The sequence below is a fragment of the Paraburkholderia sp. RL17-381-BIF-C genome (assembly GCF_046026435.1).
Taxonomy (GTDB): Bacteria; Pseudomonadota; Gammaproteobacteria; order Burkholderiales; family Burkholderiaceae; genus Paraburkholderia.
This window is the reverse complement of record NZ_JARESX010000041.1, coordinates 46,849-63,236: the sequence shown is the minus strand read 5'-3', so window position 1 is coordinate 63,236 and position 16,388 is coordinate 46,849. Positions and strand designations below refer to the sequence as shown.

Genomic DNA, 16,388 nt, shown 5'->3' with positions numbered 1-16,388 from the left:
CCCCGCACAGGGGCAACGCCAATAGACCACTAACAAAGCAAGGAAAGGCCAACACCCCAAAAAACCACAACAAAAAAACAAACCGCCGCCAGGCAAAAAAGCACCACCATCACCGAGCTGCCGACTTCTCCCCATCCGCCACCGGCGCCTCCCCATCAGCAGCCGCCTCGCGAGTCTCCGGCATGGCCGCCCAAACGAGCAAAACAGCCAACGCCCCAGCTGCGGCGAGACCAAAAAAGCTCACGGCATTCCCAAAATGATCCGCCACGAACCCAGCCGCAGTGGTACTCAACGTAGCCCCAATCCCGGCCGCCAACCCGAACAATCCGATACACAGGTTATAGCGTCCCTTATCGCCGGCCACATCGGCGGCAATCAGCGGCAACATCACCCCAAACACGGCGGCGCTCAAACCGTCGAGCATCTGCACCGGCACGAGCAAATAAGGGCTGCTGATTCCGGCAAACAGCAACGCCCGTATCGGCAGCGCTGAAAACCCGAGCAGCAGAATCGGCCGACGTCCCCAACGTTCGGCCGAGCGCCCGACCCACGGCGACATGATCGCCACGATCGCCTGCGGCACGATGATGCACGCCGCAATCACGAGTTGCACGTTGTCGCCCATGCCGGCCGTCACTTCGCCGGCGGCAAGATTGAGCATCGCCGCATTCGACAAATGGAACAGCACGATGCACGCCGCGAACAGCAGCATCCGCTTGTCGCGCAGCAACTCGCGCAGACTCTCGCGCCGTTCGATCTGCTGCGGCGTCGGCGCGGCCTTCGGTAATTCGACGGTGTCGGTGCGCTGGATCATCGTCAGCGCGAAGAGGGCGGGCACGGCGAGCGCGGCGGTCAGCCAGAACACCGCGCGCGGCGAGTAGTACTCGCCGAACAGGCCCATCAGTCCGGCCGCGACCGCGCTGCCGATCGACGCCCAGCGCGCATTGCGCCCCAGCCGGTCGCCGAGATTCGCCCGTCCCACCAGCGCGAACGAAATCGCGGCGAGCGCCGGCGTCAGCATGCAACTCGCGAAGCCGTGAAACACCTCGGCGGCGATCACCGGCAGCACCGTCGGACTGACAGCCAGCAGCACCGCGCTCAGGATGATCGCGAAAATCGCCCAGGCGGCCGCGCCTTTCTTGTTGCGCAACGCATCGACGGCGGCGCCGCCAGGCACCTGGCTCACCATCGCGCTGATCGTGCCCACCGAAAGCGCCATGCCGATCTCGCCCTGCGTCCACTTATGCGAGGCGAGGTAGGACGCGATGAACGGTCCAAACCCTGTTTGCACGTTGGCGACGAAAAAATTCAGCCAATCGAGCGCGCGCAAGCTGCGCGCTGTTACCAGTGTGCGGCCTGTCATCGGGCCGCCCGTGCGTTGGAAACCGCCGTGGTCGTGGCCGCGGCCGCAGGCGCCGCAACGGCAGCGGGCGCGGAAGCCGGAGCAGGGGCAGGCGCCGGCGCGGGAGGCGGCGCCGGCGACACCGCGCGGATCGGCTTGTCGCTCGCATAAGGCGGCGTCGCGTTGATCTGCGCATCGCTCAACTCGAGTAGCGGATGCAGTTCCTTGTCTTTGGTGACGAAGCGCAGCGCCGACCAACTGGCGGCAATCGTGCGCCGTTCGGTGCTGACCATGCCGTTGACGTCGAGCACGACCGCCTGCGGCTGTGCGTTGGCGTCGATCAGCACGTCGATCACGCGGCCGACCTTGGCGCCGTTCGAGCGCTCGACGGTGGCGTCGATCAGCGGCAATTGCAAAACGGCAGCGGCTTTGGCCGCATTCGCCGGAATCGCGGCGGCGTTGAGCGTGATGGGCGCGGTTTTCGCAGTCGGCGTGAAGCGGAACGCGCCCCACGGGAAGTTCACCTTGCGGTCGCCGACCCCCAGGAAACCCTGCAGATTCACGACCATTTCGCGCGGCTTGCCGCCGGCGTCCGCGATCAGATCGACCGCGCGGCCGACCACTTTGCCGTCGGGCTTCTGCACTTCGCTGTCGAGCAGCGCGCGCGCCTCGTTGCGCTCGATGGTGCGCAGCACGATCAGCGGCGCGGGCGGGGGCGGCGGTGGCGCGGGCGTGACAACGGGCGGCGGAGGCTCGACCTTGTGCGGCTTGACGACCGGTTTCTTCGGCTTTCTCGGCTGCTCGGGCTCGGCCGCTTCGGTCTCGACCGGTTCGGGCGCGGAGGCGGCCACCGGCGCGCTCGCGGGTTCGACCGGCATCACCGTGGCGTCCACGATCGGCGCCTGCTGCGGACCCCACAGCAAGCTGCTGCAACCGGACAGCGCGAAAAGCGCGAACACAGCAAGAAGCAAGAGACGCCAGGCAGGACGCGAAAAACCGCCGCTCATCAAGAAGGACTCCATGGGCCGGTGCGAACGGCCCGTGGGCCGCCGCAGTTAAGACAGGTACGGGCCAGAGTGTAACCCGCGACGTTGGGCGGCTCCGGTTTTGCAGGCAGTCTGACAGGTTGCCCCAAGCATGGTTCATGCCGCACCGGGCCGATTGTTCGCACGGTCGCATGGCCGCGGTCCATTGAGACGCGTCGAACCTCTCAAAACCCTTTCACATCTTTGTGACAGACCGTAGGTGTAAACGCGCGGGCTATGAAGCGGGTTTGCCGTCCCCTGAACGATATAAGCGTCGCGACATGTCGGGCATGCCAATCATGCGATGGGAGACATATTTGTGTTGCCCTACATTTCGAGACAGCAAAAAAAGATCACATCCCACATTAAATCAACGCAACGAGACGAACCTGATGGCGGCCGTATCGACGGCCGTTTCAGCACGCTGATAAAGGAGGCACTCATCATGATGGAACCCCACGCCCAACCGATTTCTGAAGTCGGCGCCGAATCATTCGACGGAAAGGGCTTTCTCGACCGCTATTTCGAAATCTCTTCACGCGGCAGTTCGCAGCGTCAGGAAATCGTCGCGGGTATCACGACCTTCCTCGCGATGGTCTATTCCGTGTTCGTCGTGCCGGGCATGTTCGGCAAAGCGGGCTTCGACACGAGTGCGGTGTTCGTCGCCGTGTGTCTGACCACGGCCTTCGGCTCGCTGCTGATGGGCGTGTGGGCGCGTCTGCCGATCGCGATCGGCTGCGCGATTTCGCTGACGGCCTTCACCGCGTTCGGCCTCGTGCTCGGCAAAGGGCTGCAGCCGAACGTCGCGCTCGGCGCGGTGTTCCTGATGGGCGTCGTATTCACCGCGATCTCGGTGACGGGCGTGCGTTCATGGATTCTGCGCAATCTGCCCACAGGCATCGCGCACGGCACGGGGATCGGCATCGGCCTGTTCCTGCTTCTGATCGCCGCCAACGACGTGGGTCTCGTCGTGAAGAATCCCGGCGCGGGTCTGCCGGTGTCGCTCGGCAATATCACGGCGCTGCCGGCGCTGATGTCGGTGGCGGGACTCGCGGCCATCTTTGGTCTGGTGCGCCGCCGCGTACCGGGCTCGATCCTGATCGTGATCGTGGCGATTTCGGCGATCGCGCTCGCCATCGATCCGGCCGTGTCGTTCCACAGCGTATTCGCCGTGCCGTCGCTGAGCGCGCCGGGTCACGCTTCGCTGATCGGCGCGATGGACATCAAGGGCGCGTTGTCGATGGCAGTGCTGCCGAGCGTGCTGGCTCTCGTGATGACCGCGGTGTTCGACGCGACGGGCACGATCCGCGCCGTCGCGGGGCAAGCCGGGCAACTCGATGAAAACGGCCGCATCATCAACGGTGGCCGCGCGCTGACGGCCGATTCGCTGAGCTCGATTTTCTCGGGCCTGCTCGGCGGCGCGCCGGCGGCGGCGTATATCGAATCGACGGTGGGCGTGGCGGCCGGCGCGAAGACCGGTATGGCGGCCGCGGTGGTCGGTCTGCTGTTCCTCGTGGTGATGTTCTTCTCGCCGCTCGCCGGCCTCGTGCCTTCGTATGCGACGGCCCCCGCGCTGATGTACGTCGGCCTGCTGATGCTCTCGAACGTCAGCAAGCTGCATATGGACGACATGGTCGACTCCATGTCGGGCCTGATGTGCGCGGTGTTCATCGTGCTGACCGCCAACATCGTGACAGGCATCATGCTCGGCTTCGCGACGCTCGTGATCGGCCGTGTGGTCAGCGGCGAGTATCGCAAGCTGAACGTGGGCACGGTTGCCATCGCTATCGTGCTGGTCGGCTTCTATCTCGGCGGTTGGGCGATCTGACCGTTGCAGGCAGTGAGCGGGGCGTTGCTTGACGCCGCGCTTCAAGCGATTGAACTTGTGCTGGAAAGCGAGAGCAACGTGGCGCGATACCGGCCGCATTGCTCGAGCCTGTAGTCGGTTGTTCTCCACCTTGACGCGGCGTGCGGCAGGCTTCATCTGCGGTGCGCCGCGTATCTTTTTTGTCCTATTCCCCACGCCGCTTGCGGTGCGCTTTTGCGAAAACGCGTACCTGTCCTTGACATTCGTCGCTTCGTTTCTATAGTTAACCTCATGGTTAAGTTTGATGAAGCGTTACTGAATCGCACCTTTGCCGCGCTGTCCGATCCGACACGGCGGGCGCTGCTCGCGCGTCTGTCGTCGAAGGATCTGTCGGTCAGCGAACTCGCAGAGCCGTTTGCGATCTCCTTGCCCGCGGTGATGAAACACCTCGACGTGCTGTCCGAGGCGGGTCTCATCACGCGCAGCAAAACCGGCCGCACGGTCGCGTGCCGCCTGTGCGCCGGGCCGATGGAGGAAGCCATGGAGTGGCTTGGCCGCTATCAGCGCTTCTGGTCCGAATCACTCGATCGTCTGGCCGCTTTCGTCGAAGAGGAGCAAAGCCCATGTCCGCCCAGCCCAGCCTCACCCTCCAGCGGCGTCTCAACGCCGCGCCCGCCAAAGTCTTCCGCGCGTGGACGGAACCGGCGCAATTCATGACGTGGATGCATCCGGGCGGCGCGGACGTCGTGCGCGCGGAACTGGATGTGCGCGTCGACGGGCGTTACGCGATCGTCTATCGCAAGCCGGACGGCAACGAAGTCGAGGTCAACGGTCAGTATCTGGAGGTGGTGCCCGACCGCAAGCTGGTTTTCTCGTGGGTATGGCGCTATAGCCCGGAGCATGAATCGCAGGTCACGTTGCTGCTGGAACCGGACGGTGACGGCACGTGGCTCACGCTCACACATGAACGTCTTGCCGACGAAGCTCAGCGCGAAGATCATCGTCGCGGCTGGACAGATGGGATCGATTCGCTCGAACGCTACGTGGCCTGAGTGGTTTGCATGTCCCCAAAGTCCCCACGGGGAATTCCTTCGGGGTGTGCTGTTGACCTGCACGATGCAGGCAAAGGAGACGCAGATGGAACCGCAACACCGTATTGGCTCGCAGGAGGAATGGCTGGCTGCCAGCCGGGTATTGCTGGCCGAAGAAAAAGCGCACATGCGCGCCGGCGACGAACTCGCTCGCAAACGCCGCGCGCTGCCGTGGGTCAGGATCGACAAGACCTATACCTTCGATACGCCGCAAGGCCGCAAGACGCTGACCGATCTGTTCGACGGGCGCAGCCAGTTGATCGTCTATCACTTCATGCTGGGCCCGGATTGGGAGGAGGGCTGCGTCGGCTGCTCGTTCCTGTCGGATCACATGACAGGGATCGTCACGCATCTCGAACATCACGATGTGTCTTACGTGACGGTGTCGCGTGCGCCGCTCGCGAAGATCGAGAGCTTCAGGAAACGCATGGGCTGGACCTTCCCTTGGGTGTCCTCGAACGGCAGTGATTTCAATTTCGATTATCACGTGTCGTTCACCCCGGAAGAGTTGGCGAGCAAGAAAGCGTTCTACAACTTCACCGAGGACGATGTCGGCATCGACGAACAACACGGCCATAGTGTCTTCTACAAGGACGAGAACGGCGACGTGTATCACACGTATTCCTGCTATGGACGCGGTGACGAACGCTTCATCAATACCTATGCGCATCTCGACGTCACGCCGAAGGGCCGCAATGAAGACAGCAATCTGACCGACTGGGTCAGGCATCACGACCGCTATGAAGAAAAGGCGCAAGGCGGCTGCGCTGCATGCGGTTCCTGATAGAGCGCGGAGAACGCAGCGCTAGCGCAACCTTTCGAGAAAAGAGCGGGACGTTATGCGCCCTGGCGTCCCGCTTCATAGAACCGCGCGAACAGTTCCGACTGTGAATTGACGTTCAGTTTCGTATAGATGTGTTTCTTGTGCGCGCGCACGGTCTCGAACGAGATCGCCAGTTTCTCCGCGATGGCGCGCGTCGAAAATCCGCTCAAGGTCAGCATCGCCACTTCCACTTCGCGCGCGGTGAGCGAGGCGCGGCCGCCCGCCGACGCGACCTGCTCGAAGCGCGCCGCGTAGGCGGGGGCGTCGGTGGCGGCGAGCGATTCCGTGACCGTCTCGGCGACTGCTTCGTTGGAGGCTGGCTGCGCAGCGTGGAATGCTTCGTAGGGCAAGCGTTGCCGCAGCAGCGCGATTACCCACGGCGCGCACAGCGCGAGCACGGCCAGATCGCGCTCGGCATAACGATGCGTCGCGCCGAGCGAAAAGGCTAGCGTGTGTTGCGCGTCGATCATGTAGTTGAAGTGCACCTCGTCGCCGACGATATTCTTTCTGAAGTACCGCTGGTAGTAATCGGTCATCGAGAAGTTGTCCGGTGCGACATCGGCCAGCGTGACGAAGCCCGATGCGGGTTTCTCGGTGGCGGCGATATAGAACGGATCGAGTTGGTAGAGCGCGGCCAGATAGTCCTGGAACATCGTGTCGACGGTGCCGTCCGGCATCGGCGATTCGGCGCACACGAGCGGCGCCTCGCCCGCTGTGAAGCGCAATGCGACCCAATTGTCGAAGGCGACATAACGTTCGAGCGCGCGCGTGAGGCGAGTCCAGAATTGCGTGCTATCGAGGGCTTCGATAACCGCGCCGATCTCGCGATGAAAGGCCAGATCGCGCCATTCGAGTTCCATGCGTGCTCCGATGAGGGTAACCCAGCAGGGTAATTACGGACAAAAATATGTCTGGTAATAATAGGCCCAACCTGATCGCGGGGTGGTCGAGGACGGCTGTCGTTCAACGCGAAGGTAATCGGGATGGATAGCAATATTGCATGGGACCCGAGTAAGAGCTCTGCATGGGACCAGAGTAAGCGCTAAAGCGCCAACTCTGGTCGACAGCTAAAGCGCTAACTCTGGTCGACCGCTGTGCATGGGACCAGAGTAAGCGCTAAAGCGCTAACTCGGGTCGACCGCTGTGCATGGGACCAGAGTAAGCGCTAAAGCGCTAACTCGGGTCGACCGCTTTGCATGGGACCAGAGTAAGTGCTAAAGCACTAACTCTGGTCGACAGGAGACAGAATGCTTCAACTCGAACTGGCGCAAATTCCCGTCGTGGATGGCGCGGTAGGTGTCGGCGGCGCGAATGTACAACGCGTGCTGCAAATCATCGGCCAACGTTCGGCCGAAACCGATCTGATCGTGTTTCCCGAAACCACGCTGTCGGGCTTTCCGACGCGGCATAACGTTGCCGAAATGGCAGAACCGATCGACGGCCCTTCGTTGAGCGCCGTGCGCGACGCGGCGCGCGAAGCGCGCGTGGCGGTTGCGGTGGGCCTCGCCGAGCGCGACGGCAGCCGCTTTTTCAACACCACCGTGTTGATCGACGAACGCGGCGAGATCGCGCTGCGTTATCGCAAGACCCACCTTTGGGCGTCGGACGTCGGCGTGTTCGAACCGGGCGACCGTTTCGAAGTGTGCAGCTTCAAAGGCATGACGGTCGGTCTGCTGATCTGCTACGACATTGAATTTCCCGAAACGGCACGCGCGGTTGCGTCGCTGGGCGCCGATCTGCTGGTTGTGACCAACGGCAACATGGACCCGTTCGGGCCGGTGCACCGCCGGGCGATCGTGGCGCGCGCCATGGAGAACCAGATGTTCGCCGCGCTAGTCAATCGCATCGGTTCCGGCGACGACAACCTCACGTTTCCCGGCGAGTCAGCATTGATCGATCCATTCGGCGACGTGGTGTGCGACGCGGGCCAGCAGGAAACCGTGCTGCGCGCAACGCTCGAGCGCGCGCGCCTCGAAGGCGCTCGCGAACATTATCGTTATCTGCACGACGCGCGCATTGCGCTCGATCTCGCCACCGAAGACGGCGCGCACGGCCAACGTGCGCGCGTGATTCGCGCGCGCTGAAGCGAACGTTCAGGCCGACGCGCGACCGGGCCGGCATGCCGCCTGAACGGCGGTGCGGACCTGCCCGGCGCATCAGGCAAAGACCATCGGCGCGAATCGCGCGCCGCCAGCAAGTCCGATCGACCCGGCTCGACCGGGGCGCGTGCCATGCCGCGCCCGGGACGATGCTCGCCCATTCGCAAGAGGAGACACCGTATGACTTCATCATCCGCCGCCGAACCCGCGGCCCCACGCAGCGCGCACCTGAAGCGCACACTCGGCCTGCCGTCGGTCCTGCTATTCGGTCTGGCTTACATGGCGCCGCTGATCGTCTACGGCACCTATGGCGTGCTGGCGAGCGCCAGCCAGGACACCGCGGCGCTCGCCTATCTGATCGCGCTGATCGCGATCGTATTCACCGCGCTCAGCTACGGCAAACTGGCGCGGCTCTTTCCGGTGGCCGGTTCGGCCTACACGTACACGCGCAAGACCTTCAACCCGCATCTCGGCTTCATGATCGGCTGGGCCACCTTGCTCGATTATTTCTTCCTGCCGATGGTGATCTGGCTGATCGGCGCAGCGTATCTGAGCGCCGCGTTCCCGCACGTGCCGGCGTGGATCTGGATCGTCGCGTTTATCGTGCTGACCAGTGCGTTGAACATTCTCGGCATCGAACTCGCGAACCGCTTCAACATCGTGCTGATGGTGGTGCAACTGGCGATCGTCGCGTTGTTCGTCGTGCTGTGCTGCCACTATGTGACGGCGGCCGCCGGACCTGGCGGTCTCGTGTCGGCCGAGCCGTTCTTCAAACCGCACGTGCCGTTCTCGGCGACGATGGCGGGCGCGGCGATCGCCGCGTATTCGTATCTCGGCTTCGACGCGGTCTCGACGCTGACTGAAGAAACCATCGCCCCCGAAAGGACCATGCCGCGAGCCATCGTGCTGATTGCGCTGATCGGCGGCGCGATCTTCGTGATCGCGGCCTATACCGTGCAGCTCGCGCACCCGGGCGCGGTGTTCAAGGACCCGGATTCGGCGGCTTTCGAAGTCGCGCGCAAAGTGGGTGGCGATATATTCGTCACGGTGTTTCTGGCGGGCCTGATTCTCGCGCAGTTTGCCTCGGGCATCTCGGCGCAGGCGAGCGTGGGACGTCTGTTGTATGCAATGGGCCGTGACGAAGTGCTGCCCAAACGCATCTTCGGTTTCGTGCATCCTAAGTTCAAGACGCCGGCGCTGAACATCGCGATTGCGGGCGCTGTCGGTCTCGTCGCCTTGAAGCTCGATGTGGCCACTTCGACATCGTTCATCAACTTCGGTGCGTTCCTTGCGTTCACGGCCGTCAATCTGTGCGTGATCCGTCAGTTCTTCAACGCGCGGGGCAGTGCGAACGCGATAGGCGTGATCGGCGGGCTGCTGTTGCCGTTGGCCGGCGCGCTCGCCGACGTGTGGCTGCTGGTGAGTCTGGAGAAGACGGCGCTGGTGCTAGGCGCGGTGTGGTTCGTGTTGGGCTTGTGCTATCTCGGCTGGATTACGCGCTGCTTTCGCCAGGCGCCGCCGGAAGTCGCGGTGTGATCAAACGGTTGCGCGCTCGTTGTGCGCGCAACCGCGACAGGTGTGACGTCGCGATGCACGGCGTCACATGCGAAGCGCTGTCGCTTCAAAGCGACATGTCGAAAGCGGGCTTGAGGAAAACTTCGATCGCCATCACGACGAGCCCCATCGCGGCCGCCGACAGCGTCAACGTGCCGTATTCGTCGTAGCGTGCATCGTAGAGACACGCCACGACGAAAAGAATCGCCAGCAGATTGGTCAGCCAATCGAAATTCAGCGCCATAGTCATCGATCAAATCCGGGCTCATGCGCGACTCGGTTTGTCGAGCCGCGCGATCAGGTGAGCGCGATTCTATCGAGTTGAGCTTACGGATTCGCAACGGCGGCGCTTACATGGATTACGCCGCGGTAGAAGCCTTCTTCGCGGACATCATGTCGTGCTCGATCCAGTCGATCACGGAAGTTCTCTTCGGTTGCCAGCCAAGCAGCTTGCGGGCGCGCTCACCGCGCACGCGGCTGTTCGAGCCGAGGCCATACGAGGCCATTTCGTAGCCCCATTCCTTTTGCGCTTCTTCGAGCGGCCAGTCTTGCGGTTCGCCGAGCTCCATCGTGCGCGCAATCGCGGCGCTCATGTCGCGGAACGACGCCTCGCCGCTTTCCACAAAGTAGAAGGTGCCCGCGGGCGTTTTCTCAAGAGCGAGGCGATACAGTTCGGCGACGTCGTCGATATGCACGTTCGACCAGATATTGCCGCCGCTGCCCACGTGGCGCACCACGCCGCTCTTCAGTGTTTGACGCACGAGGCGCGGCAATTGCACGCTCGCGCTGCCGGACACCGCACCGTGGCCGTAGATCAGCGTGTTGCACAGCACGGCCGAACGGATGTTCTGCTGCGCGGCGTCGAGCACGAGTTGATCGATGGCCACGCGCGCGGCCTTGTCGGCGGTCGGCGTGGGCAGCGCGTCTTCGTGATAGATACGCGCCTGACCCGCTTCGCCGCCCGATGCATCGCCGACAATGCTCGAACCGCTCGTGTGCAGGAACGTTTTGCCGGACCCGGCGAGTCCTTCGATCAACGCTTTCACGGCGCCTTCATGGTCGCTGCTCGCGGCGTTGATGACGGCGTCGGCGGCTTTTGCTTCGGCGATCAGCAACGCGCTGTCGTCGAGCGTGCCGATGACGGGTTCGATACCCAGACGTTGCAGCTCGGCGCGCTGTTCGGGGTTGCGGATCAGACCGCGGACGGAGTGGCCGGCGCGCGCAAGATGCGCTGCAATGGACCCGCCGATAAAACCGCTTGCACCAGTGATGAAAATCTTCAAGTCGTTCTCCTTGTTGAGAAACACGATGACATGCAGGCAGTATCCACCGTCTTGATTCTCGCAAAAAGCGTGTTAGTCTCAAATCAAACTTGATTCGAAATCAACAATGAAAACTTCGACTGACGAGTTGCTGGTGTTCGTCACGGTGATCGACAGCGGCTCGATCACCGCGGCTGCGGAAAAACTGGGCCAAACGGTCTCCGGCGTGAGCCGCGCGCTCACGCGCCTGGAGAAGAAGCTCGATACGGCGCTGGTGCGGCGCACGACGCGCCGTTTGCAGCTTACCGAAGAGGGCGAAGCTTTCCTGCAGCGCGCCCGGGCCATCCTGCACGCGATGGAAGAGGCTGAGGAGTCCGTCACGCGCGGCCGCGAGCGGCCCTCGGGGCGTTTGCGTGTCGATGCGGCGTCGCCCTTCATGCTGCATTGCGTGGCGCCGCATATGACGGCGTTTTCGGCCCTGTATCCGGAAATCAGGCTGGAGTTGACCAGCAACGAACGGATCGTGGATCTGCTGGAGCAGAAGGTGGATATCGCGATCCGCATCGGCGAGTTGCAGGATTCGACCTTGCATGCGCGTGCGTTGGGGACCAGCAAGCTGCGGGTGCTCGCGAGCCCGGCGTATCTGGCCGAATATGGCGAACCCAGATCGGTGGAAGCCTTGCGGGAACATCGGCTGATCGGCTTCACGGCACCGGAGCATCTGAATCGCTGGCCGTTGCGGGAAGGGCGCAAGGGCGGCTCCGAAACGCTGAAGATCGAACCGGCGATCACCGCGTCGAGTGGCGAGACACTGCGGCAACTGGCGCTGACGGGATGGGGCATCGCCTGTCTGGCCGACTTCATGAGTGCCGCCGACGTGCGCGAGAAGCGTCTCGTACCGATTCTCGGCAACGTGCTCGCCGACGAGCGGCAGCGGGTGAGTGCGGTGTATTACCAGAGCGCGTCGCTGGCGGGGCGCGTGCAGTGCTTTCTGGACTTTATCGCGGCGCGCGTGAAGCTTTAGGCGCGTTATTCCCTTCATCCGCCTGATACGAAGCCCGCGGCTTGCCAGAGTCCGCGGGCTTTTTTACGCCGCGAGCCGCCTCGGCTATAACGCTCTTATGGCCGCGGAGTCGTCACCGGTCGAGGCCGGAATCTTTTTGTCCGCCTCGCGCCTCGCTTTTTGAACGTGTATATACAAGTTGAGATCTTCGAAGCGGAGAGGCGCTACACGTCAGGTGGTCGATTGAAGACATCGCAAAGGCAAGATCCAAGCCAAGCCTGCATCTCGCCCTAATGGAAACCCCTAGGTCAAAACCTCCAAAAACAAGTTGTATATACAAGCCGACGCCGCTAGACTTCTTTCAAATTGTATAGACAGGACGACAACCATGATGAATCTGAAGCCCGGCCACCTGACCCTCCCGCAACTGCGCCAGATCGCACGCGAACACGTCGCGCTGCAACTCGATCCCGCCAGCCATGCCGCGATCGACGCCTGCGCGCAAGCCGTTGCCGACATCGCCGCGAAGGGCGAGCCGGCCTACGGCATCAACACGGGTTTTGGGCGCCTCGCCAGCACGCATATTCCGCACGACCAGCTCGAACTGCTGCAGCGCAACCTGGTGCTCTCGCACGCGGTTGGCGTGGGTGAGCCGATGTCGCGTCCGGTCGTGCGTCTGCTGATCGCGCTGAAGCTCTCGAGCCTCGGCCGCGGCCATTCGGGCATTCGCCGTGAAGTGATGGAAGCGCTGATCACGCTGTACAACGCCGACGTGCTGCCGGTGATTCCGGTCAAGGGTTCGGTCGGCGCATCGGGCGACCTCGCGCCGCTCGCGCATATGTCGGCGGTGCTGCTCGGCGTCGGCGAAGTGTTCGCGAAGGGCGAGCGCATGCCGGCCACCGAAGGTCTCGCGCTCGTCGGCCTCAAGCCGCTCACGCTGCAAGCCAAGGAAGGTCTGGCGCTGCTGAACGGCACGCAGGCTTCGACCGCGCTCGCGCTCTACAACATGTTCGCCATTGAAGACCTGTACCGCACCGCGCTGGTGTCGGGCGCGTTGTCGGTGGATGCGGCCATGGGTTCGGTCAAGCCGTTCGACGCGCGCATTCACGAACTGCGCGGCCATCAAGGCCAGATCGACGCGGCCGAGGCATACCGCTCGCTGTTGCAAGGCTCGGGCATCAACGTCTCGCACGCCGATTGCGACAAGGTGCAGGACCCGTACAGCCTGCGCTGCCAGCCGCAAGTCATGGGCGCGTGTCTGGATCAGATGCGCCACGCCGCCAACGTGCTGCTGCTCGAAGCGAACGCCGTCTCCGACAATCCGCTGATTTTCCCCGACACCGGCGAAGTGCTGTCGGGCGGCAACTTCCACGCGGAGCCGGTTGCCTTCGCGGCCGACAACCTCGCGCTCGCCGCCGCTGAAATCGGCGCACTCGCCGAACGCCGCATCGCGCTGCTGATCGACGCGACGCTGTCGGGCCTGCCGCCGTTCCTCGTGCGCGACGGTGGCGTGAATTCGGGCTTCATGATCGCTCACGTCACGGCTGCCGCGCTCGCCTCGGAAAACAAGACGCTCGCGCATCCGGCATCGGTCGACTCGCTGCCCACGTCGGCGAATCAGGAAGACCACGTGTCGATGGCAACGTTCGCCGCGCGCAAGCTGGGCGACATTGCTGAAAACACCGCGAACATTCTGTCGATCGAGTTGCTCGCCGCCGCGCAAGGCGTCGATCTGCGCGCGCCGCACAAGACCAGCCCGAGCCTGCAGAAAGCGATGGACGCAGTGCGCAAGGACGTCGCGCATTACGAGCTCGACCACTACTTCGCACCGGATATCGCGGCGGTCACGCGTCTCGTGCAGAACGGCACGATCGCGAAGCTGAGCCCGTTCTCGTTCGTGTCCGAACAGTAAGTCTCAAGCACGCATATCAAGCCAATGAACGCACCGGCCTATCAGGGCATCAAGGACTTCATCCTCGCGCGCATCCATGCGGGCGAATGGGCCGAAGGCGACCAGGTGCCCTCCGAAAACGAGTTGGCGCGCGAATTCAACGTTGCGCGCATGACGGTCAACCGCGCATTGCGTGAGTTGACTTCGGAGCAGGTGCTTACGCGTGTGCAAGGTTCGGGCACCTTCGTGGCCCGTCCCAAGTACGAATCGACACTGGTGGCGATCCGCAGCATTTCCGACGAAATCGTCGCGCGCGGTCATCGCTATCAGGCGAACGTGCTGCACATCGGCGCGAGTATCGCCGACGAAGCGCTCGCCGAGGAAATGCAGGTGAGCGCGGGCAGCCCGGTGTTTCATTCGCGCGTGCTGCATTTTGAAAACGACGAGCCGGTGCAGCTCGAAGAGCGTTGGGTCAATCCGGCGGTTGCGCCCGAATACGCGTTGCAGGACTTTACGAACACCACGCCGAACCAGTATCTCGTGCGCGTGGCGCCGTTGCAGCGCGTCGAGTATCGCATCGAAGCGCTCGCCGCTGACGGCGATACGCGCGAGTTGCTGACCATGGACGAACTCGAACCGTGCCTTGTGCTGCATCGGCGCACATGGTCGCAAAGCCAGGTCGCTTCGATCGCCAATCTCTGGCATCCCGGCAGCCGTTATCGCTTTACCGGACACTTCTAACACGCCGTCTTTTCCGAATCCGATTCTTTTTCGACTATCTACAAGCATTCCGAGGGCCATCATGAACAACCCGAAACACATCGATCCGCGTCTTGATCCCACCCGCACGATCCGCGCACCGCGCGGCGCGGAAAAGACCTGCAAGACCTGGATCGCGGAAGCCGCGTACCGGATGATCCAGAACAATCTGGACCCGGAAGTCGCCGAGCATCCGCATGCGCTCGTCGTGTACGGCGGGATCGGCCGTGCCGCGCGCAACTGGGATTGCTTCGATCAGATTCTCAAGTCGCTGAAGGATCTGGAAGAAAACGAAACGCTGCTGATTCAATCGGGCAAGCCGGTTGGCGTGTTCCGCACGCATGCCGACGCGCCGCGCGTGTTGCTGGCGAATTCGAATCTGGTGCCGCATTGGGCGACGTGGGAACACTTCCACGAACTCGATCGCAAGGGCCTGATGATGTACGGCCAGATGACGGCGGGCAGCTGGATTTACATCGGCAGCCAGGGCATCGTGCAGGGCACCTACGAGACGTTCTTCTCGGTAGCGAACCAGCACTTCAACGGCGAGCCGAAGGGCCGCTGGATTCTGACCGGCGGTCTGGGCGGCATGGGCGGCGCGCAACCGCTCGCGGCCACCATGGCCGGTTTTTCGATGATCGCGGTGGAATGCGACGAGACGCGCATCGACTTCCGTCTGAAGACGCGCTACGTCGATAAAAAGGCGAAGACGCTCGACGAAGCGCTCGCCATGCTCGACGAAGCGAAGCAGGCCGGCAAGCCGGTGTCGATCGGCCTGCTGGGCAATGCCGCCGACGTCTTCGCCGAGTGCGTGACGCGCGGCATCACGCCGGATTGCGTGACCGACCAGACTAGCGCGCACGATCCGATTCACGGCTACCTGCCGCAAGGCTGGAGCGTTGAAGACTGGCGTGAGCGGATGAAGACCGCGCCGGACAGCATCATCCTGCCGGCCAAGCAGTCGATGGCCAAACAGGTGCAAGCCATGCTGACGCTGCAGGAACGCGGCGCCGCCACGCTCGACTACGGCAACAACATCCGTCAGATGGCGCTGGAAATGGGTGTGGAAAACGCCTTCGATTTCCCGGGCTTCGTGCCGGCGTATATCCGGCCGCTGTTCTGCGAAGGCAAGGGGCCGTTCCGCTGGGTCGCGCTGTCGGGCGATCCCGAGGATATCTACAAGACCGATGCCAAGGTCAAGGAATTGATTCCCGACGATCCGCATCTGCACAACTGGCTCGACATGGCGCGCGAACGTATCGCGTTCCAGGGCTTGCCGGCGCGGATCTGCTGGGTCGGCGTGAAGGACCGCTATCGTTTGGGCCAGGCGTTCAACGAAATGGTCAGGAACGGCGAACTGAAGGCGCCGATCGTGATCGGCCGTGATCACCTCGACACCGGTTCGGTGGCAAGCCCGAATCGCGAAACCGAATCGATGAAGGACGGTTCTGACGCGGTCAGCGACTGGCCGCTGCTCAACGCACTGCTGAATACCGCAGGCGGCGCCTCGTGGGTGTCGCTGCATCACGGCGGCGGCGTGGGCATGGGCTTTAGCCAGCACTCGGGCGTCGTGATCGTCGCGGACGGCACGGATGCCGCGAAAGAGCGCCTCGGCCGCGTGCTGTTCAACGATCCGGCAACCGGCGTGATGCGTCACGCGGATGCGGGCTATGAACTCGCACAGGAAACGGCGCGCGAGGCCGGTCTCAATCTGCCGATGCTGGGCCGCTGA

The 16,388-nt window shown here is 63.1% G+C and carries 15 protein-coding genes; 10 read left to right on the top strand and 5 right to left on the bottom strand.

From position 1 onward, the window contains the following. Positions 1-109: 109 nt before the first annotated feature. The gene (locus P0D70_RS23570) at positions 110-1,363 is read right to left on the bottom strand and encodes an MFS transporter (protein ID WP_091795149.1); all 1,254 of its coding nucleotides are present in this window, start codon (positions 1,361-1,363) and stop codon (positions 110-112) included. Beyond that, a complete protein-coding gene (locus P0D70_RS23565; RefSeq protein WP_091795146.1) occupies positions 1,360-2,349 on the bottom strand; it encodes a PRC-barrel domain-containing protein in 990 nt (329 codons plus the stop codon). Before P0D70_RS23565 ends, P0D70_RS23570 begins: the two co-directional genes overlap by 4 nt. Positions 2,350-2,812: 463 nt before the next feature. Between P0D70_RS23565 and P0D70_RS23560 the strand changes: the two genes are divergently transcribed. The 4 genes from P0D70_RS23560 to P0D70_RS23545 all read left to right on the top strand — a co-directional run bounded on the left by P0D70_RS23560 (position 2,813) and on the right by P0D70_RS23545 (position 6,049). After that, on the top strand, positions 2,813-4,195 hold the full coding sequence (locus P0D70_RS23560) for an NCS2 family permease (protein WP_408186221.1): 1,383 nt from the start codon (positions 2,813-2,815) through the stop codon (positions 4,193-4,195). 270 nt (positions 4,196-4,465) lie between these two features. After that, positions 4,466-4,891, top strand: a complete 426-nt coding sequence (locus P0D70_RS23555) for an ArsR/SmtB family transcription factor (RefSeq protein ID WP_091795140.1) — start codon at positions 4,466-4,468, stop codon at positions 4,889-4,891. Next, positions 4,888-5,226: an SRPBCC family protein gene (locus P0D70_RS23550; RefSeq protein ID WP_408186220.1), complete on the top strand. Its 339-nt coding sequence runs from the start codon at positions 4,888-4,890 to the stop codon at positions 5,224-5,226. Before P0D70_RS23555 ends, P0D70_RS23550 begins: the two co-directional genes overlap by 4 nt. 85 nt (positions 5,227-5,311) lie before the next feature. Further along, complete coding sequence (locus P0D70_RS23545) at positions 5,312-6,049, top strand: DUF899 domain-containing protein (RefSeq protein WP_408186219.1); 738 nt, start codon at positions 5,312-5,314, stop codon at positions 6,047-6,049. Positions 6,050-6,102: 53 nt separating this feature from the next. On the opposite strand, the gene P0D70_RS23540 is transcribed toward P0D70_RS23545, so the two are convergent. Next, positions 6,103-6,948, bottom strand: coding sequence for a helix-turn-helix transcriptional regulator (locus P0D70_RS23540; protein ID WP_408186218.1), 846 nt, complete (start codon positions 6,946-6,948; stop codon positions 6,103-6,105). A gap of 387 nt (positions 6,949-7,335) precedes the next feature. Between P0D70_RS23540 and P0D70_RS23535 the strand changes: the two genes are divergently transcribed. Both P0D70_RS23535 and P0D70_RS23530 read left to right on the top strand, forming a co-directional pair. Next, positions 7,336-8,172 carry a carbon-nitrogen hydrolase family protein gene (locus tag P0D70_RS23535; protein ID WP_408186217.1) on the top strand — a complete coding sequence of 279 codons (837 nt, stop codon included), beginning with the start codon at positions 7,336-7,338 and terminating at the stop codon, positions 8,170-8,172. A gap of 195 nt (positions 8,173-8,367) precedes the next feature. Continuing rightward, on the top strand, positions 8,368-9,723 hold the full coding sequence (locus P0D70_RS23530; protein ID WP_091795126.1) for an APC family permease: 1,356 nt from the start codon (positions 8,368-8,370) through the stop codon (positions 9,721-9,723). An 85-nt stretch (positions 9,724-9,808) separates the two neighbouring features. Here the strand turns inward: P0D70_RS23530 and P0D70_RS23525 are convergent, their stop codons facing one another. Together P0D70_RS23525 and P0D70_RS23520 are read right to left on the bottom strand one after the other, a co-directional pair. Beyond that, the gene (locus tag P0D70_RS23525) at positions 9,809-9,991 is read right to left on the bottom strand and encodes a hypothetical protein (protein ID WP_091795123.1); all 183 of its coding nucleotides are present in this window, start codon (positions 9,989-9,991) and stop codon (positions 9,809-9,811) included. 109 nt (positions 9,992-10,100) lie between these two features. Then, on the bottom strand, positions 10,101-11,024 hold the full coding sequence (locus P0D70_RS23520; RefSeq protein WP_408186216.1) for an NAD-dependent epimerase/dehydratase family protein: 924 nt from the start codon (positions 11,022-11,024) through the stop codon (positions 10,101-10,103). A 106-nt stretch (positions 11,025-11,130) separates the two neighbouring features. Between P0D70_RS23520 and P0D70_RS23515 the strand changes: the two genes are divergently transcribed. The 4 genes from P0D70_RS23515 (at position 11,131) to hutU (ending at position 16,388) form a co-directional block, all read left to right on the top strand. Then, positions 11,131-12,027 (top strand): LysR substrate-binding domain-containing protein, encoded by an 897-nt coding sequence (locus P0D70_RS23515; protein ID WP_408186215.1) that lies wholly within the window; start codon positions 11,131-11,133, stop codon positions 12,025-12,027. Between the two features lie 367 nt (positions 12,028-12,394). Next, a complete protein-coding gene (gene hutH / locus P0D70_RS23510) occupies positions 12,395-13,918 on the top strand; it encodes a histidine ammonia-lyase (protein WP_091795115.1) in 1,524 nt (507 codons plus the stop codon). Positions 13,919-13,942: 24 nt separating this feature from the next. Next, positions 13,943-14,638, top strand: a complete 696-nt coding sequence (gene hutC, locus P0D70_RS23505) for a histidine utilization transcriptional repressor HutC (protein WP_091795112.1) — start codon at positions 13,943-13,945, stop codon at positions 14,636-14,638. 61 nt (positions 14,639-14,699) lie between these two features. Further along, positions 14,700-16,388 carry a urocanate hydratase gene (gene hutU / locus P0D70_RS23500; protein ID WP_408186214.1) on the top strand — a complete coding sequence of 563 codons (1,689 nt, stop codon included), beginning with the start codon at positions 14,700-14,702 and terminating at the stop codon, positions 16,386-16,388.